Below are 18127 nucleotides of genomic sequence, written 5' to 3'. Positions count from 1 at the left end.
TGAGGGGAAAAATCTATAAACCAGCCACCATTGTCTTATGCCAGCGCTGAGGCGGCTTGATGCACCACAGCTCAACCACAGAATATGCGCTGGCTTCCCCGCGCACACGCACAGCGCGCAGGAAGTCCTGCTCAGCGCTGCAGCGCCGTATCAGCCTGCACGCGGATAGCGCGAAATTCGCTGGGCGACATGCCGGTATAAGTCTTGAAGGCGCGGCTGAAATGCGCGCTGCTGCCAAAGCCGCAGTACTGCGCCACATCGGCAATCGAGTAGTGCTTGAGCTGTGGCGAGAGCAGCTCGCGCATGCACAGCTCCAGACGGTTTTGCTGGATGAAGCCGCCCACGCTGACGGGCTCATCGGCAAAGGCATTGTGCAGGTGGCGCTTGCTGCAGTTGAGCGCTTGGGCCACGCTTTCTACGGACAGCGAAGGGTCGCGCAGATGCGCCATCACATAGGCTCGGATACGGTCCTTGAGTGCCAGCTGCTGCGTCATGGCCGTGCTTTGGCCTGCCAGCTCCTGCAGAGACAGATGCACCATGTCCAGCAGCAGCTCCCCGGCACGCAGGGCCACCGCAGGCGTCATGGCAGGCAGCTCCTGGTAGGTGCTGCGCATGGTCTCCAGCGCAATGCGGGCAATGCCGCTGCAGCCACCAATATTGCGCCCCATCAGGCCATCGAGCCGCAGGCCACGCTCCACAATGCTCTGCTTGGGCAGCATGACCACCAGGTATTCCGACCACTCCGGACTGGCTACTTCATAAGGCAGGGAGGTGTCATAGATCACCCAGCTGCCGCTGCGGGCGCTGGCCTTGCAGTCACCTTGCTGCACATTGGCAATGCCCTGCCAGGGAGCGACGATCTTCAGGTAATCCGCGCCCTGCCCCTGGACGCTTTGCACCGTGCACATGACCCGGTGGCGCGCAGCCTCCAGCTTGGTCATGACCACATCTCCCGCATGCTCTACGCGCACCCGGCCTTCAAAGCTGGTGTCGCCGTAGATATCGCTGTCGATGCCAGCGAACAGCATGGCCATCCAGTCATGCCACGCCTGCGCAGCTTCACGGCCATTCATGCCATCGGTGCTGAGCGCAAAGCCTTGCTTCATGGGAAAACTGTCTCCTTGCCTAAAGGTGCTGCGCACCCATTCAGTGCACTTAATACAACCGACTGCCGGCTGCATTGACCCAGATTATGAAAAATTTCCCCCTTACACGTACAAGATGACAAAACGTCAGACTTTTGCGGCACATCAAGGGAAAACCCGAATATATCTGCACAAACCGTCAAACAAATTGTGCGCATTCGCGCAGTCCCAAGATGGTGCAGCGTTCTAGGATTGCACCATGCCATCTGCACAAAGATGCAGCGCACCCACAAGGCACAGGAGACAAAGATATGCAGCAGTACAGACTTCGCATAGCCCCGAGTTGATCTGTCGTGAACAGCACGCCAGGCATCTGCCTGACCGTGCCTGTGTCACTGTTTGGTGTTGCTGCATGTCACCGGCAACACACTCTTACGTCGAACTACATCAAGGAGTGCTCCATGATCGAGCAAAAAATGCTGATTGGCGGCCAGTCCGTCAACGCCAGCAATGCAGCCACCTTTGACCGCCTCAACCCCCTGGACGGCAGCATTGCCACCCGCGCACCTGCTGCCACGGTGGAAGATGCCATCCACGCCTGTGACGCCGCCGCCGCTGCGTTCCCCATCTGGTCGCAAATGGGCCCCAACGCCCGCCGCCAGATGCTGATGAAGGCCTCGCAGGCGCTGGAAGCCAAGGGTGATGCCATTGCCGCTGCCATGGCCGCCGAGACTGGCGCATCCGGCATCTGGGCAGGCTTCAACGTGCACCTGTCGGCCAGCATGCTGCTGGAAGCGGCTTCGCTGACCACGCAGATCAATGGCGAGATCATTCCTTCCGACGTGCCCGGCAGCGTAGCCATGGCCGTGCGCCAGCCCGCCGGTGTGGTGCTGGGCATTGCCCCCTGGAATGCCCCCGTGATTCTGGCGGTGCGCTCCATCTCCACCGCACTGGCCTGCGGCAACACCGTGATTCTGAAGGGCTCCGAGCTGTGCCCTGCCACCCACGGCCTGATCATTGAAGCCCTGCAGGAAGCAGGCCTGCCCGAAGGCGTGGTGAACTTTGTGACCAACGCCCCCGCCGACGCTGGCGCGATTGTGGAAGCCATCGTTGCCCACCCTGCGGTGCGCCGCATCAGCTTCACGGGCTCTACCCGTGTGGGCAAGATCATTGGCCAGACCTGCGCCAAGCACCTCAAGCCTGCGCTGCTGGAGCTGGGCGGCAAGGCCCCCTTCATCGTGCTGGACGACGCCGATCTGGACGCCGCCGTGGCCGGAGCCACCTTTGGTGCCTTTGCCAACTCTGGCCAGATCTGCATGTCTACCGAGCGCTTTGTGGTGGACAACAAGGTCGCTGATGCATTCATTGCCAAGCTGGCAGCACGCGCACAGTCGCTGCCTCTGGGCGACCCCCGCAAGGGTCCTGTGGTGCTGGGCTCCGTGGTCGATATGGCCACCGTGGAGCGCTGCAACGCCATGATTGATGACGCGCTGGCCAAGGGTGCCAAGCTGGTGTGCGGTGGCAAGGCCGAAAACACGCTGATGCCCGCTACGCTGCTGGACCATGTGACGCCCGAGATGCGCATCTTCCACGAAGAGACCTTCGGCCCCGTCAAGGGCATCGTGCGTGTGAACAGCGAAGAAGAAGCCATTGCCGTGGCCAACAACAACGAGTTTGGCCTGTCGTCTGCCGTGTTCACCCGCGACACCGCACGCGGCTGGCGCGTGGCGGCCCGCATCGACAGCGGCATCTGCCACATCAACGGCCCCACCGTGCACGACGAGGCACAAATGCCTTTCGGCGGTGTCAAGGCTTCGGGTTATGGTCACTTTGGCGGCCAGCAAGGTATCAACGCGTTCACCGAAACGCGCTGGATCACCATGCAGACCACCCCCCGTCAGTACCCCTTCTGAGTTTTTTCTCTGACCTCCAGCGCCGGGCAGCCACCGCCACATGGCTGCCCGACACACCGCATCCCAGGAGAATCCCTTTGAAGTTCCGCATCCATCTGGCAGCAGTGACCCTGCTGTCCGGGCTGACTGCACCCGCTTTTGCCGCAGACCCACAGAACATCACATCCGGCCACCGCTACTACGAGAAGATCTGCGCCAAGTGCCACGAAGCTGGCGTAGGCCCCAATCTGAAAGGCCGTGGCCTGCCGCCCGAGTATTTCGCCGCCATTGCGCGCAACGGCTTCAACGCCATGCCAGCGTTTCGCGTGACCGACATTGACGACGCCACGCTGCAAAGCCTGGGCGAATACCTGTCGCAAACCAAGCTGCCATTCACCGAAGATCCAGCCAAGCTGCGCTGAACGAGGAAGCCATGATGCATACCAACCGTCGTGCCTTTCTGCAGACCCTGACCGCCGCGGGCTTTGCCCTGACCGGCATGGGCCTGGCACAGGCCAGTACCGGCAAGCCTGCCGCAGCAGCAGGCCAGGAAGTGCTGGCCATTACCTCGGCCACACATGGTCACGCACTGGAAGCCGCCTTTGTGCAGGGCGCGCAGTCTGTGGCAGCCCGTGTACAGCACAGCCAGCTGCTGGGCTTTGACAGTGCCAGCTTCCAGCAGCTGCACACCATGCTCCATGACCAGCAGGACACGCTGCTCGTCGGCCTGCTCGATGACGCCAGCGCCACCCTGGTGCTGGACTTGGTGCGCTCCGCCGGTGGCCGCGTGCTGTCTGAAGAGCACCACCGCATTGCCGCCGATGCCACAGGCTGGGCGCAGCAGCTGGGCCAGACCCTGGTCAGCGGCCAGAGCCACGCTGCTCCTGCACAGCCCGGCCACGAATCCCGCGTGGCCCTGCGCTGCCTGATCTAAACCCATACTAGGAAACACCGCGTATGACTAGCAAATACATGGCCTTGCCCGAGGGCATGAGCGAGAACACCTTCGACGCCGCCATCGCCAAGTTCAAGGCGACGCTGGGCGAAGACAACGTCATGATCCAGGAAGACCTGGTTCGCCCCTACTCCAAGATCATGATGGCCGTGCCGACCGAAGAGCACGTGCCTTCTGCCGTGGTGACGGCCACCACCGTGGAGCAGGTGCAGCAGGTCGTGAAGATCTGCAACGAGTTCAAGGTGCCCGTGTGGACCATTTCCACCGGCCGCAACTTTGGCTACGGCTCTGCGGCTCCCGTGCAGCGCGGCCAGATCATTCTGGATCTGCGCAAGATGAACAAGATCCTGCACATCGATCCCGAGCTGTGCACAGCACTGGTCGAGCCCGGCGTGACCTACCAGCAGCTGTATGACTACCTGCAGGACAACAACATCCCGCTGATGCTGTCCTTCTCCGCCCCTTCGGCCATTGCAGGCCCGCTGGGCAACACCATGGACCGTGGCGTGGGCTATACCCCCTATGGCGAGCACTTCATGATGCAGTGCGGCATGGAAGTGGTGATGGCCAATGGCGATGTGCTGCGCACCGGCATGGGTGGCGTCAAGGGCGAGAACTCCTGGCAGGTCTTCAAGTGGGGCTATGGCCCGACACTGGACGGCATGTTCACCCAGTCGAACTACGGTATCTGCACCAAGATGGGTTTCTGGCTCATGCCCAAGCCCCCGGTCTTCAAGCCTTTTGAAATCCAGTTCGACGAAGACAGCGACATCAACGAGATCGTTGAATTCATCCGCCCCCTGCGCATTGCCCAGATCATCCCCAACTCGGTGGTGATTGCTGGCCTGCTGTGGGAAGCCTCGACCTGCAACACCCGCCGCTCAGACTACACCACCGAACCCGGCGCTACGCCCGAAGCCATCCTCAAGCAGATCCAGAAGGACAAGCACCTGGGCGCTTGGAACGTGTATGCCGCGCTGTACGGCACGCAGGAGCAGGTGGATGTGAACTGGAAGATCGTCACCGATGCGCTCAAGAAGCTCGGCAAGGGTCGCCTCATCACCCAGGAAGAAGCGGGTGACACCCAGCCCTTCAAGTACCGCGCCCAGCTCATGTCCGGCGTGCCCAACCTGCAGGAGTTTGGTCTGTACAACTGGCGTGGGGGCGGTGGCTCGATGTGGTTCGCCCCTGTGTCGCAGGCACGCGGCAGCGAGTGCGACAAGCAAAAGACCCTGGCCAAGGACATTCTGAACAAGTACGGCTTTGACTATGTGGGCGAGTTCATCGTCGGCTGGCGCGACATGCACCACGTCATTGACGTGCTGTACGACCGCAGCAACGAAGAAGAAACCAAGCGTGCCAACGCCTGCTTCAACGAGCTGCTGGATGTTTTTGAAGAACACGGCTACGCCGTCTATCGCGTCAACACCGCCTTCCAGGAGCGCGTGGCCCAGAGCTACGGCCCCGTCAAGCGCGAAGTGGAACGCAAGATCAAGCGCGCGCTGGACCCCAACGGCATTCTGGCCCCCGGCAAGTGCGGCATTGATATCTGAGCGCCGCGCACGCTGAAACACCACGCCACCCTCTGCGGGTGGCGTTTTTTATGGTGCTGTTCTTGCCAATGCCCGGCTCTGCAGCCCCAGCTTGGCAGTCGTGGGAAAATCAGCCGCAGTGATCCGCCCCTGCGCGGTCTTTTCTTTTTTCCTCGCGGCACCGTCCGCACAAGGCTGCACTTTCATGGAAATTACCTCTCAATGCGTCGTTGCACTGACCTGGACCCTCAAGGACACCCTGGGTGAAGAACTGGACGTTCTGGACACACCCGTTGAATTCCTCGTCGGTGGTGACGATCTGCTCAAGCGTATTGAAGAAGCACTGCAGGGCCACAAGGTGGGCGACACGCTGCAGCTGCACCTGGAGCCTGAAGACGCCTTTGGCGACTACAACGACCAGCTCATCTTTCTGGAAAAGCGCGAACTGTTCCCCGCAGAAATCGAAGAAGGCATGACCTTCGAAGGCTACAGCCTGCCCCCCGGATGCAATCCCGAAGCACCCAAGGACGCGCTGTACACCGTGACCGAGATCTACCCCGAGCACGTGGTGCTGGACGGCAACCACCCGCTGTCCGGCATTGCGCTGCGCATTGAGCTGAAGGTGGAAGCCGTGCGTGAAGCCACCGAGGAAGAAGTCGGCCGTGGCACTGCAGGCACAGGCTTTTTCCGCATTCTGCCCCCCGAAGCGCCCAGCACACCTACGCTGCACTAAGCCGTATAGATTTCAACAAAAATAAGAGCTGCCAGCGCTGATATTTCTTTGTTTTCACATAGCTTTTATGTGGAAACATAGATTTATCAAGCGCTGGCAGCTCTTTTTTCTTAAGCAACCAGGTCAGTGCTGACAGGTCTTAACGCATCTGAAAGGCTTCCTGGTGAATACGCCAGCCGCGCTGCTGCGCCTGGCGCATGGCCTTGCCCAGGCCCGCAGGCCCACACAGCCAGATGTCCAGCTGCGCACCGTACTGGGCAAGATGCTCGGGCGTCAGATACTCGCCCTGCGCCGCATCATGCACCTGCAGGCGCACGCTGGGCTGTGCCGCTTCGCACAAAGCCTGTAGCTGGGGTAGCAAGACATCCTGCGCGGCATTGCGCGTGCAGTAGTGCAGATGCGCAGGCTGCAGGCCATCCCTGCCTGCCACACCGGGCTGGCGTGCCTGCAGCAGCGCCAGAAACGGGGTAATGCCCACGCCACCAGCCACCCAGACCTGGGTGCGTGCTGCGCCACCCTGCGCATCAAAACAGCCATAAGGGCCTTCGATCTGCACCGCCTGCCCTGGCTGCAGCAAACTGGGCAGACGGCGGGTGTAGTCACCCAGCGGCTTGATCACCAGACGCAGCAGTTCCTTGCCATCGGCCGTGCGACCGCAGCCTTCGGGCGCACTGGCAATCGTGAAGGGATGCGGGCCTTCTGCGCCTTCAAAGCTGGCGAACACAAACTGCCCGGCACGGTGCCCTGGCCAGTTCTTGGGCATGGCACACAGCACTTCCAGCGGAGCCTGTCCAGCAGCGCCACCCAGCACACGTGCTTCATGCACTTGCGCGGCATAGCGGTTGCGGCCACGCCCGATGCGCCCAGCCAGTGACCACAGCGCAGCCACACTGCCTACCAGCAGCAGCGCTGCCATCACCATGCCCAGCGGGGCTTGCCAGAAGGTGAGCGGCGTCAGCGCCAGGGTGTGGAATGCCAGCAGCAGATACAGCGCAGGCATGACGCGGTGCAGCTTGCGCCAGGGGCGATACGGCAGCAGGCGCTGCCACAGCGTGAGCACCACCATGATGAGCAGGGCGTAAAACGCCCACTCACCCAGGTCCTTGGCCGTGCCACGCCAGTCTGTGGCCCAGCTGAGTACGGCTTCGCGCGGTACACGCCCTGCCGTGCCCACCATGCCCTTGATCAGACCGCTGGACTCCTTGGCCCCCCAGTGCAGCACTGCAGCCACCGCCGCTGCAATCCCTGCCCATTTGTGCAGGCGATAGACCTGATCCATACCGCCCAGCGGCCGCTCCATCCAGCGCTGGCGCAGCGAAAGCAGCATCACCAGACTCATCATGCCAATGCTCCAGATACCGCTCAGATACAGCGCATGCTGGCGCAACTGCCACCAGAAAGCAGGCTCACTGGCCGCTGCCATGCCCTGCCACGGCGCGGCGGCGGCAGCCCAGGCCAGGGTCAGCCCCAGCCACCAGATACCCCAGGCGATACGAACTTGCATGTCTAACCTCCCTGTTTTTATGTCTGAAATGAACTGCCTTTGGGTGCGCCAGCGCACCGCGTCTTAGCGCTTGATGCGCTCGCGCAGGATAGCGCCAGTGTTGCCATCGAGCTCCAGCTTGACGCGTGCGCCCTGTGCATTGCGACCCTTGACTTCATAGCGGCCATCGGACCATTCAATTTCACGCAGATCACGGTAGCCTGCGGCATCGAGCTGGTCATAGATCTGGCGAATCGTCAGCGCAGGCCCGTAGTACATACGGCCAGGCTGGGCTGCTGCTGCTGCAGGTGCGGCTGTGACGGCGGGAGCGGCAGCAGGCGCTGCAGGCTGTGTCTGGGCCATGGCACCAGCAGCCATGCCTGCAAACAATGCAGCAGCAGCCCAGTTGCGTGCCTTGGAAACGGTGAATGCGTTGCGGATGTGGTTCATGGTGGTACTCCTTGTTGAATGCTTGGTGATCAGCCCCTTGCTGACCTGACTGCATTGTTCAAAACCACGCCTGAACGCAGTCTGAAGCGCGTGTTCATCTGGCATTCATCTGCCATCCGCTATAACGTCAGAATGTCTGTCTGAAGGAGGCCACTACATGCTTGCTCTCACATGGCGCAGCGGTCTGCGCAGTCTGACCCTGATCGGCGCACTGGCTGCCGGTGCTGCGCTGATGCTGCCGCCCGCCTATTCCGACGAAAGCGACCATGAACTGGCACGCCAGGCACTGCAGCAGGGCAAGGTGCTGCCGCTGCGCACCGTGCTGGACCAGGTCGAGCGTGAACACAACGGCCAGGTCATCAAGATTGAGTTTGAACACGACGATGGCCGCTTCATCTATGAGTTGCGCCTGCTGCACCCCAATGGCGAGGTCAGCAAGCTCAAGGTGGATGCCGTCGATGGGCGCGTGCTGCGCATTCGCAGAAAAGGACGTGACTGATGCGCATTCTGGTAGTGGAAGATGAGCCCCTGCTGTCGCAGCAACTGCAGCAGGCCATTGCTGCAGCAGGCCATACGGTGGAGGTGGCAAGCGACGGCGCCACAGGCCGCTACATGGGCCAGGAAGAAGACTTTGACGCCGTGGTGCTGGACCTGGGCCTGCCCGTGGTCGATGGCCTGAGCGTGCTGCGCCACTGGCGGGCCCACGGGCGCAACATGCCGGTGCTGATTCTGACGGCGCGCAATGCCTGGCACGAAAAAGTCACAGGCATGGACGCAGGGGCAGACGACTACCTGACCAAGCCTTTTCACATGGAAGAGCTGCTGGCCCGGCTGCGCGCCCTGCTGCGGCGTCTGTCGCCCCACCACAGCGCGCAGTGGCAGTGCGGCCCCATCTTGCTGGACACGCGCCAGGCGACGGTCTCGGTCCACGGCATGCCGCTGCTGCTGACCAGCCATGAGTACAAGATTTTGTCCCTGCTCATGCAGCGCCCCGGCGAAGTGCTCTCACGCACCGAGCTGTCGGAGCACCTGTACCCCGGCGACAGCGAACGCGACTCCAACACCATCGAAGTCTTTGTGGGTCGCCTGCGCAAGAAGCTGCCGCCCGGCTGCATAGAAACCGTACGCGGCCTGGGCTACCGCCTGCAGGCCAGCGACAGCGAGGCCAGCGCGTGAAGCTGCACTGGCCCACGCCCCTGTCCCTGCGCCACGGCTCCCTGCGGCTGCGCCTGCTGCTGAGCACGCTGATCTGGATTGCCATGGCCATTGCCGTCGCTGGCTGGGGCCTGCGTGATCTGTTTGAAAAACACATTGCCCAGCAGCTGCAGAACCAGCTGGTGCATCAGCTCAACCAGCTCAGTGCCGCCGTCAATCTGAGCCCTGAGCAAACCATTGAAGTGCAGCCCATTGCTAGCGATTCGCGCTTTGCCACACCGCTGTCCGGGCTGTACTGGCAGGTCGATGAACTGCCTGCGGACGCAGCACCCAAGCTCGGCGTGGAGCGCTCGCGCTCCCTCTGGGACCAGGTGCTGGAGCTGCCCGCCCACAGCGCCCGGCAAAGCCAGCCCCAGGGCTACGCCGTACTGCATCTGCATGCCCTGCAGGGCCATACGCTGCTGGCCGTCAGCCGCACCCTGCAGCTGCCCGAAGCCAATGCCCCGCTGCTGCGCCTGACCGTGGCTGCCGACCAGGAACTGCTGGCCGAGCCCCTGCAGCGCTTTACGCACATGCTGCTGATCGCCCTGGGCCTGCTGGCTGCAGGGCTGGTGCTGGCCGTGGTGGTACAGCTGCAGCTAGCCCTGCGCCCCCTGCAGCTGCTGCGCCAGCAGCTGGGCACAGTGCGCACCGGTGAGGCCACCCAGCTGGACGGGCCCTTTCCTCATGAGCTGCAACCACTGGTCAGCGAGTTCAACCACGTGCTGCGCGCCAATGCAGACATCGTGCAGCGCGCGCGCACCCAGGCGGGTAATCTCGCCCATGCCGTACACACGCCCCTGAGCATTCTGGGCAATGCGGCAGCGCAGGAGGATTCACCCCTGGCCCTGCTGGTGCGCGAACAAGTCGCCACCGCCCAGCGTCAGGTGGACTACCACCTCGCCCGCGCACGCGCAGCCGCCGCCGTGCGTGCGACCGGCCTGCGCACACCGGTGCAGCAGCCCCTGCAGGCCCTGCTGCGCACCATGGCGCGGCTGTATCCGCATATCGACTTTGCGCAGGAGAACGACGCCTCGCAGCTGGCCTTCAAGGGTGAAGAGCAGGACCTGTTCGAAATGCTGGGCAATCTGCTGGACAACGCGGGCAAATGGGCGCACCAGCAGGTCAGCATCAGCGTGCAGCCTCTGCAGGAGCAGCTGCAGATCTGCATTGATGACGATGGCCCCGGAATTGCCGATGCCCAGCAACGCCGCCAGATTTTTGAGCGCGGCCAGCGGCTCGATGAAAACCGCCCCGGCAGCGGCCTGGGGCTGCACATCGTGCAGGAGCTGGCCCACACCTACGGCGGCAGCGTGCAGGCGCTGCCCTCGCCACTGGGCGGCTTGCGGCTGGAGCTGCTGCTGCCGCTGGCATCAGAATCCGTTAATCCAAAAAAATGAGCTGCTAGCGCTTGAAAAACAAGGGTTTCACATAACTTTCGCCATGAAACCCTTGCCTATTCAGCGCAAGAAGCTACAAATACAGGAACAGGAAAAATACAGTGCCTGTGTGGCACTGGCAGACATCAGGCCTTGCGCACAAACTCCGACTTGAGCTTCATGGCACCCACGCCATCGATCTTGCAGTCGATGTTGTGGTCACCCCCCACCAGACGAATGTTCTTGACCTTGGTGCCCACCTTCACCACGGAAGAGGCGCCCTTGATCTTCAGGTCCTTGATCACGGTGACCGTGTCGCCGTCCTGCAGCAGATTGCCGTTGGCATCCTTGACCACCAGCGCATCATCGTCCTGCTCGGCAGCAGCGGCGGCAGACCACTCATGCCCGCACTCAGGGCAGATCAGCAAATCGCCATCCTCATAGGTCAGCGTAGAAGCGCAGGCGGGGCATGGCGGCAAGCTATGGCTCATTGATCTCGTCCTTTTTTATAAATGGGGTGAAAAATTACTGCTTGCCGGTGGAGCCGTAGCCACCTTCACCGCGTTCGGAAGGTGCTTCAAACTCGTCCACCACGTTGAAGCTGGGCTGCACCACGGGCACGATCACCAGCTGTGCCAGTCGGTCCATGGGCTGCAGCGTGAACGCGGTCTGCGAGCGGTTCCAGGCGCTGACCATGAGCTGGCCCTGGTAGTCCGAATCAATCAGGCCCACCAGATTGCCCAGCACAATGCCGTGCTTGTGGCCCATGCCGGAGCGCGGCAGGATCATGGCGGCATAGCCGGGGTCTTTGAGGTACATGGCCATGCCTGTGGGAATCAGCTGCCACTGACCGGGCTCCAGCGTCACAGGCGCATCAATACAGGCACGCAAATCCAATCCAGCGCTGCCAGGGGTTGCGTAGGAAGGCATGTTGTCGCGCAGGCGCGCGTCCAGAATCTTGATATCTACTTGCATGGGCAGCAATGGTAAGGGGTAATCGGCAAGGCGCTGGCTCAGCGCTTATTGGACTGAGAAGCCTTGCGCACGCTCTGAATCACGCTGAACACCACCCACAGCACAATGACCACGGGCAGCAGGTCGGGCGCAAAAATGCCAGCCACCACCAGCATGGGAATCAGTAGCACCCAGCCCAGCGAGCTGGCCTGCGGCTTGCCCTTGGATGTACCCTGGGCCTGGGCTTTCTGCTGCAACTGCTGGGCCTTGCGCTGAAAGCGCGCCACAGCACCTTCCACGCTGCCGGGCTCGGTGGTGGGCACTGCTGTGCTGGAAGGCTTGAGGGCTGGTGCGGCGGGCGTGCGGCCCCACTCCTGCTCGGAAGACTGCAGGGCAGACTTTTCACCCAGCGCACGCAGGCGCTGGCGTTGCTGCTCATGCTCGGCCCAGGCCATCAGATCTTCGACATAGCGCACATAGTCGCCATCCGGCGGGCTGTTGAAGTCGCTGTAATTGGGACGGGAAGGCGCAAACAGGCGGGTCTTGCGATGGTGATTTTTAGGCAGTAGCGCCATTGCTTCCCTCCACTTCTTGATGTGATTCAGGCCTTGGTCTGTGCAGTCGGCAGTCGTCGTGCCAGTTCTGCCACCAGCTGGCGGCCCAGTTCGGTCTTGCTGGCGCGGGGCAGTTCACGGTGGCCGCTGGCATCGACCAGCAGCAATGCATTGTCATCCTGCCCGAAAGTCGCTGGCCCGATATTGCCTACAAGCAAAGGTACACCCTTGCGCACACGTTTTGCTGTGGCGTGCTGCAGCAAGTCATGGCTTTCCGCTGCAAAGCCAACACAGTACAGCTCGCCACGCTGGGCACGCTCGTTCTTGGCCACGGTGGCCAGAATGTCTGGGTTCTCCACAAAAGCCAGCGCAGGCACTTCGCCCGAGCCGTCTTTCTTGATCTTCTGGTCTGCGGCACTGGCAGGTCGCCAGTCGGCCACAGCCGCGGTCGCAATAAAGATAGAGGCGTGACCGACATGGGCCTGCACGGCGTCCAGCATCTGCAGAGCAGACTTCACATTGATGCGCTGCACGCCACGTGGCGTGGGCAGATGCACGGGGCCAGCAACCAGCGTCACCTCTGCACCGGCCGCCTTGGCCGCCGCTGCAATGGCAAAACCCATCTTGCCGCTGGAGAGGTTGGTAATGCCGCGCACCGGGTCAATGGCTTCAAAGGTGGGGCCAGCAGTGATCAGCAGCTTTTGCCCGGCCAGCACCTTGGGGGCAAAAAAAGCGGCAATGTCTTCGATCAGCTCTTCCGGCTCAAGCATGCGGCCGTCACCTGTTTCCCCGCAGGCCTGTTCCCCCACGCCCACGCCAAGCACATGGGCGCCATCGGCGGCCGCCTGGGCAAAATTGCGCTGGGTGGCGGGGTGGGCCCACATCTCGCGGTTCATGGCGGGTGCCAGCAGCAGGGGCACGCGCTCGATGGGGCGCGCAATGCACATCAGGCTGAGCAGCTCATCGGCCCGGCCCTGGGCCAGCTTGGCCACAAAGTCTGCGCTGCAGGGCGCGATGACGATGGCGTCTGCCTCACGGCTCAGATTGATGTGGGGCATGTTGTTGCCCTCGCGGTCATCCCACTGCGAGATGTAGACCGTGCGGCCCGAGAGTGCCTGCATGGTCACAGGGGTGATGAACTGCTCGGCAGCTTCCGTCATCACCACCTGCACGGTGGCACCTGCCTTGGTCAGCAGGCGGCACAGATGTGCACTTTTGTAACAAGCAACGCCCCCGGAGAGGCCCAGAACAATGTGTTTGCCAGCGAGTTCTTGCATGGGCCGAATGTAGCAGAGGCGGCGCGCTGCAACTGTCAATACGCATGCTGCATAACCAGCGATATGCCCAAGGTCGATTGACCTAGCGCGCCACGGCCTTTGTCCGGCGGAACCTATAATCTCGCTTTACCACCACCATAAAAACACAAGACATGACCAAATTCGTCTTCGTCACAGGCGGTGTGGTGTCTTCCCTGGGCAAGGGAATCGCCTCAGCCTCCCTTGCTGCGCTGCTCGAATCGCGCGGCCTCAAAGTCACCCTCATCAAGCTGGATCCCTATATCAATGTGGACCCCGGCACGATGTCCCCCTTCCAGCACGGCGAAGTGTTTGTGACGGACGACGGCGCCGAGACGGACCTGGACCTGGGTCACTATGAGCGTTTCATCGAAACGCGCATGAAGCAATCCAACAACTTCACGACCGGTCGTATCTACCAGTCTGTGCTGGAAAAGGAACGCCGTGGTGACTATCTGGGCAAGACCGTGCAGGTCATCCCCCACATCACCAACGAAATCCAGGAATACGTCAAGCGCGGCGCTGGCATCGGCACTGATGACGCCGTGGACGTAGCGATCTGCGAAGTGGGCGGCACTGTGGGCGATATCGAATCGCTGCCGTTCCTGGAAGCGATCCGCCAGCTGGCATTGAAGATGGGCCCCAACAACGCGGCCTTCGTGCACCTGAGCTACCTGCCCTATATTGCAACCGCAGGCGAGCTCAAGACCAAGCCTACCCAGCACACCGTGCAGAAGCTGCGCGAAATCGGCATCCAGCCCGATGCGCTGCTGTGCCGCGCACAGTACGCCGTGCCTGAGGAAGAAAAGAGCAAGATCTCGCTGTTCACCAATGTGGCTGAATGGGGCGTGATCTCCATGTGGGACGTGGACACCATCTACAAGGTGCCCCGCATGCTGCACGAGCAGGGTCTGGACGGCCTGATCTGCGACAAGCTGCGCCTGAACACCGCGCCCGCCAACCTGAAGCGCTGGGACGACCTGGTCTACGAGACCGAGCACCCACAAGGCGAAGTGCAAGTGGCCATGGTCGGCAAGTACGTGGAGCTGTCCGACGCCTACAAGTCCGTGAACGAGGCCTTGAAGCACGCCGGTCTGCGCAACCATGTGCGCGTGAAGATCACCCACGTGGACTCCGAAACCATCACCGACGCCAACGCCAAGCAGCAGCTGTCCAAGTACGACGCCATCCTGGTGCCCGGCGGCTTTGGTTCGCGTGGTGTGGAAGGCAAGATCTCCACGGCCAAGTACGCCCGTGAAAACAAGGTGCCTTATCTGGGCATCTGCCTGGGTATGCAAGTGGCTACCATCGAGTACGCACGCCACAAGGCTGGTCTGGAAGGCGCGAACTCCACCGAGTTTGACCCCAACACGCCCAACCCCGTGATCGCCCTGATCACCGAGTGGAAGGACGAAGACGGCACCATCAAGACCCGTGACGCCAACTCCGACCTGGGTGGCACCATGCGTCTGGGCGCGCAGTCTTCCGACGTGCAGCCCGGCACACTGGCACACAGCATCTACGGCGACGTGGTGACCGAGCGCCACCGCCACCGCTACGAAGCTAACGTGCAGTATCTGGACAAGCTGCGCGAAGCCGGTCTGGTGATCTCTGCGCTGACACAGCGCGAGCAGCTGACCGAAATCGTGGAACTGCCCAAGGAAGTTCACCCCTGGTACATCGGTGTGCAATTCCACCCCGAGTTCAAGTCCACGCCCTGGAATGGCCACCCCCTGTTCAACGCCTTCATCAAGGCGGCCATGGACAACCACGCCAAGGGCGGTAAAAAGGCGTAATTTCCTGATAACGGAAACGCGTCTTTAAAAAAAGGAGCTGCCAGCGCTTGATAATTCACGACTTCAGCATCAAATGCATGTGAAGTCTTTGAATCACCAGCGCTAGCAGCTTTGGTTTTTGAAGCATGTAGACATGCACACAAGGAACACTGCCATGAAACTCTGCGGCTTTGACATCGGTCTGGACAAGCGCTTCTTCCTGATTGCTGGCCCATGCGTGGTCGAGTCTGAACAACTGCAGATGGACGTGGCTGGCCAGCTCAAGGAAATCACGTCCGGGCTGGGCATCAACTTGATTTTCAAGAGCAGCTTCGACAAGGCCAACCGCTCTTCGGGCACGAGCTTTCGTGGCCCCGGCATGGAAAAAGGCCTGGAAATTCTGGCCAAGGTACGCAAGGAAATTGGCGTGCCCGTGCTGACGGACGTCCACACCGAAGCCGAAGTGCCCCATGTGGCCGCCGTCGTCGACGTGCTGCAGACCCCCGCCTTCCTGTGCCGCCAGACGGACTTCATCCGCGCCGTAGCGCAGTCCGGCAAGCCCGTGAACATCAAGAAGGGCCAGTTCCTGGCGCCGCATGACATGAAGAATGTCATCGACAAGGCACGCGCTGCTGCCAAGGAAGTGGGCCTGCCTGAAGACAGCTTCATGGCGTGCGAGCGCGGTGCCAGCTTTGGCTACAACAATCTGGTGAGCGACATGCGCTCGCTGGCCATCATGCGCGAAACCGGCGCCCCCGTGGTGTTTGATGCCACCCACAGCGTACAGTTGCCTGGCGGCAATGGCACATCCAGTGGCGGCATGCGCGAGATGGTGCCTGTCCTGTCCCGCGCCGCTGTGGCCGTGGGCGTGGCAGGCCTGTTCATGGAAACCCACCCCGACCCATGCAATGCCCTCTCCGACGGCCCCAACGCTGTGCCCCTGAAGCACATGAAGGCCTTGCTGGAGACTTTGGTGGCGCTGGACGACGTGACCAAGCGCAACGGTTTCCTCGAAAACAACTTTTCGGCCTGAGTTTGCGTAAGATGCGCACCGCACGATACGTGAATTAGCCAACGCGAAAAAGCACGCTCCGTGGAACGTGCTTTTTTCACATGTACCGACCCGATTTCTGCATGCCAGGCGCCGAGCAACAACAACATCCAGCCTGCGCAGCACCCAGTTTGTAAAAAACCTGAAGAGGAAAACCCATGAGTGCAATCGTTGACATCGTAGGACGTGAAGTTCTGGACAGCCGTGGCAACCCCACAGTGGAATGTGATGTGCTGCTGGAATCTGGCGTGATGGGCCGCGCAGCGGTACCCAGCGGCGCATCGACCGGCTCGCGCGAAGCAATCGAACTGCGTGACGGCGACAAGAGCCGCTACCTGGGCAAGGGCGTGCTCAAGGCCGTGGAGCACATCAACAGCGAAATCGCACAGGCCGTGGTCGGTCTGGACGCCGCAGAGCAAGCCTTCCTGGACAAGACCATGATTGACCTGGATGGCACGGACAACAAGAGCCGCCTGGGCGCCAACGCCATGCTGGCCGTGTCCATGGCCGTGGCCCGCGCCGCTGCAGAAGAAGCCGGCCTGCCCCTGTACCGCTACTTCGGTGGCATGGGCGGCGTGCAACTGCCCGTGCCCATGATGAACGTGATCAACGGCGGAGCCCACGCGAACAACTCGCTGGACCTGCAGGAATTCATGATCATCCCCGTGGGTGCACCTACTTTCCGCGAAGCCGTGCGCTGGGGCGCAGAAGTGTTCCACGCCCTGAAGAAGATCATCAACGACCGTGGCATGTCCACCGCCGTGGGTGACGAAGGTGGCTTCGCCCCTTCCGTGGAAAACCACGAAGCTGCGATTCAGCTGATCATCGAAGCCATCACCGCTGCAGGCTACAAGGCCGGTGAAGACATCGCTCTGGGCCTGGACTGCGCTTCCAGCGAGTTCTACAAGGACGGCATGTATGTGCTGGCTGGCGAAGGCAATATGACCCTGAACGCCACCCAGTGGACCGACATGCTGGCCGGCTGGTGCGACAAGTACCCCATCATCTCCATCGAAGACGGCATGGCCGAAGGCGACTGGGAAGGCTGGAAGGTACTGACCGAGCGTCTGGGCAAGAAGGTGCAGCTGGTGGGTGACGACCTGTTCGTGACCAACACCAAGATCCTGAAGGAAGGCATCGACAAGGGCATCGCCAACTCCATCCTGATCAAGATCAACCAGATCGGCACCCTGACCGAAACCTTCGCCGCCATCGAAATGGCCAAGCGCGCTGGCTACACCGCCGTGATCTCGCACCGTTCGGGTGAAACCGAAGACAGCACGATTGCTGACATCGCCGTGGGCCTGAATGCTGGTCAAATCAAGACCGGCTCCATGAGCCGCTCTGACCGTATCGCCAAGTACAACCAGCTGCTGCGCATCGAAGAAGATCTGGGCGACGTGGCGGTTTACCCCGGCCGTGACGCTTTCTATAACCTGCGTTAATCTCTAGGCTCGCGCCTGACTTCAAAAACGGGGCTCACCGCGGCCCCGTTTTTTCAATTTGCACCATGGTTTCTCGCATCGTCACCCTTGTTTTACTGAGTCTGCTGGCCATCACCCATGCCCAGCTGTGGTGGGGTGCCGGCAGCATGGACCGTGTCGCCGAACTGCGGGGCCAGATCAACGAACTCCGTGCCTCCAACGACGCTGCCCGCAAGGAAAATGAACGCCTGGCCTCCGAGGTCAACGACCTGCGCGAAGGCAAGGAAACCATCCAGGAAAAAGCACGCTATGAGCTGGGCATGGTCAAGCCCAACGAAATCTATGTGCACATCATGCGCCCCTGAGCCAGC

General features: G+C 61.5%; 20 protein-coding genes. 12 read left to right on the top strand and 8 right to left on the bottom strand.

Going from position 1 to position 18127, the window contains the following annotated elements:
* Positions 1–131 precede the first annotated feature (131 nt).
* Positions 132–1106 carry a helix-turn-helix domain-containing protein gene (locus B5M06_RS10300; protein WP_054066510.1) on the bottom strand — a complete coding sequence of 325 codons (975 nt, stop codon included), beginning with the start codon at positions 1104–1106 and terminating at the stop codon, positions 132–134.
* Between the two features lie 440 nt (positions 1107–1546).
* Between B5M06_RS10300 and B5M06_RS10295 the strand changes: the two genes are divergently transcribed.
* The 4 genes from B5M06_RS10295 (at position 1547) to B5M06_RS10280 (ending at position 5485) form a co-directional block, all read left to right on the top strand.
* Positions 1547–2998 (top strand): aldehyde dehydrogenase, encoded by a 1452-nt coding sequence (locus tag B5M06_RS10295; RefSeq protein ID WP_054066511.1) that lies wholly within the window; start codon positions 1547–1549, stop codon positions 2996–2998.
* Between the two features lie 77 nt (positions 2999–3075).
* Positions 3076–3399: a c-type cytochrome gene (locus tag B5M06_RS10290; protein WP_054066512.1), complete on the top strand. Its 324-nt coding sequence runs from the start codon at positions 3076–3078 to the stop codon at positions 3397–3399.
* Between the two features lie 14 nt (positions 3400–3413).
* Complete coding sequence (locus tag B5M06_RS10285) at positions 3414–3911, top strand: hypothetical protein (RefSeq protein ID WP_054066552.1); 498 nt, start codon at positions 3414–3416, stop codon at positions 3909–3911.
* A gap of 23 nt (positions 3912–3934) precedes the next feature.
* A complete protein-coding gene (locus B5M06_RS10280; RefSeq protein WP_054066513.1) occupies positions 3935–5485 on the top strand; it encodes an FAD-binding oxidoreductase in 1551 nt (516 codons plus the stop codon).
* 48 nt (positions 5486–5533) lie between these two features.
* Here the strand turns inward: B5M06_RS10280 and B5M06_RS17005 are convergent, their stop codons facing one another.
* Positions 5534–5671 carry a hypothetical protein gene (locus B5M06_RS17005; RefSeq protein WP_162777417.1) on the bottom strand — a complete coding sequence of 46 codons (138 nt, stop codon included), beginning with the start codon at positions 5669–5671 and terminating at the stop codon, positions 5534–5536.
* Here B5M06_RS17005 and B5M06_RS10275 point away from each other — a divergent pair.
* Positions 5670–6197: an FKBP-type peptidyl-prolyl cis-trans isomerase gene (locus B5M06_RS10275; protein WP_054066514.1), complete on the top strand. Its 528-nt coding sequence runs from the start codon at positions 5670–5672 to the stop codon at positions 6195–6197. The two genes, B5M06_RS17005 and B5M06_RS10275, sit on opposite strands and share 2 nt — an antisense overlap.
* Positions 6198–6336: 139 nt before the next feature.
* On the opposite strand, the gene B5M06_RS10270 is transcribed toward B5M06_RS10275, so the two are convergent.
* Together B5M06_RS10270 and B5M06_RS10265 are read right to left on the bottom strand one after the other, a co-directional pair.
* Entirely contained in the window at positions 6337–7701 is a 1365-nt protein-coding gene (locus tag B5M06_RS10270) for a ferredoxin reductase family protein (RefSeq protein WP_054066515.1), read from the bottom strand.
* A gap of 63 nt (positions 7702–7764) precedes the next feature.
* Complete coding sequence (locus B5M06_RS10265) at positions 7765–8130, bottom strand: PepSY domain-containing protein (RefSeq protein ID WP_240183904.1); 366 nt, start codon at positions 8128–8130, stop codon at positions 7765–7767.
* Positions 8131–8362: 232 nt separating this feature from the next.
* On the opposite strand from B5M06_RS10265, the gene B5M06_RS10260 reads away from it, so the two are divergent.
* The 3 genes from B5M06_RS10260 to B5M06_RS10250 all read left to right on the top strand — a co-directional run bounded on the left by B5M06_RS10260 (position 8363) and on the right by B5M06_RS10250 (position 10724).
* The gene (locus tag B5M06_RS10260; protein WP_114070924.1) at positions 8363–8629 is read left to right on the top strand and encodes a PepSY domain-containing protein; all 267 of its coding nucleotides are present in this window, start codon (positions 8363–8365) and stop codon (positions 8627–8629) included.
* Positions 8629–9306: a response regulator transcription factor gene (locus B5M06_RS10255; RefSeq protein WP_054066517.1), complete on the top strand. Its 678-nt coding sequence runs from the start codon at positions 8629–8631 to the stop codon at positions 9304–9306. Before B5M06_RS10260 ends, B5M06_RS10255 begins: the two co-directional genes overlap by 1 nt.
* 83 nt (positions 9307–9389) lie before the next feature.
* Entirely contained in the window at positions 9390–10724 is a 1335-nt protein-coding gene (locus B5M06_RS10250) for an ATP-binding protein (RefSeq protein WP_080025360.1), read from the top strand.
* Between the two features lie 125 nt (positions 10725–10849).
* Here the strand turns inward: B5M06_RS10250 and B5M06_RS10245 are convergent, their stop codons facing one another.
* From B5M06_RS10245 to coaBC, 4 genes are read right to left on the bottom strand one after another with little or no spacing between them, the layout of a single operon-like run.
* On the bottom strand, positions 10850–11194 hold the full coding sequence (locus B5M06_RS10245; protein WP_054066519.1) for a zinc ribbon domain-containing protein YjdM: 345 nt from the start codon (positions 11192–11194) through the stop codon (positions 10850–10852).
* Positions 11195–11228: 34 nt separating this feature from the next.
* Positions 11229–11678 (bottom strand): dUTP diphosphatase, encoded by a 450-nt coding sequence (gene dut, locus B5M06_RS10240; RefSeq protein ID WP_054066554.1) that lies wholly within the window; start codon positions 11676–11678, stop codon positions 11229–11231.
* A gap of 38 nt (positions 11679–11716) precedes the next feature.
* Positions 11717–12232, bottom strand: coding sequence for a hypothetical protein (locus tag B5M06_RS10235; protein ID WP_054066520.1), 516 nt, complete (start codon positions 12230–12232; stop codon positions 11717–11719).
* Positions 12233–12258: 26 nt separating this feature from the next.
* Positions 12259–13488 carry a bifunctional phosphopantothenoylcysteine decarboxylase/phosphopantothenate--cysteine ligase CoaBC gene (gene coaBC, locus B5M06_RS10230; protein WP_054066521.1) on the bottom strand — a complete coding sequence of 410 codons (1230 nt, stop codon included), beginning with the start codon at positions 13486–13488 and terminating at the stop codon, positions 12259–12261.
* A 152-nt stretch (positions 13489–13640) separates the two neighbouring features.
* On the opposite strand from coaBC, the gene B5M06_RS10225 reads away from it, so the two are divergent.
* The 4 genes from B5M06_RS10225 to B5M06_RS10210 all read left to right on the top strand — a co-directional run bounded on the left by B5M06_RS10225 (position 13641) and on the right by B5M06_RS10210 (position 18121).
* Positions 13641–15302 carry a CTP synthase gene (locus B5M06_RS10225; RefSeq protein ID WP_054066522.1) on the top strand — a complete coding sequence of 554 codons (1662 nt, stop codon included), beginning with the start codon at positions 13641–13643 and terminating at the stop codon, positions 15300–15302.
* Positions 15303–15456: 154 nt separating this feature from the next.
* A complete protein-coding gene (kdsA, locus tag B5M06_RS10220) occupies positions 15457–16314 on the top strand; it encodes a 3-deoxy-8-phosphooctulonate synthase (RefSeq protein ID WP_054066523.1) in 858 nt (285 codons plus the stop codon).
* 176 nt (positions 16315–16490) lie between these two features.
* Complete coding sequence (gene eno, locus B5M06_RS10215) at positions 16491–17777, top strand: phosphopyruvate hydratase (RefSeq protein ID WP_054066524.1); 1287 nt, start codon at positions 16491–16493, stop codon at positions 17775–17777.
* A gap of 65 nt (positions 17778–17842) precedes the next feature.
* Entirely contained in the window at positions 17843–18121 is a 279-nt protein-coding gene (locus B5M06_RS10210; RefSeq protein ID WP_054066525.1) for a septum formation initiator family protein, read from the top strand.
* Positions 18122–18127 lie beyond the last annotated feature (6 nt).

Origin of the sequence: Comamonas kerstersii, assembly GCF_002056725.1 — a bacterium.
Classification (GTDB): Bacteria; Pseudomonadota; Gammaproteobacteria; order Burkholderiales; family Burkholderiaceae_C; genus Comamonas; species Comamonas kerstersii.
The sequence above is the reverse complement of the archived record's forward strand: the minus strand, read 5'-3'. Positions and strand labels throughout refer to the sequence as shown.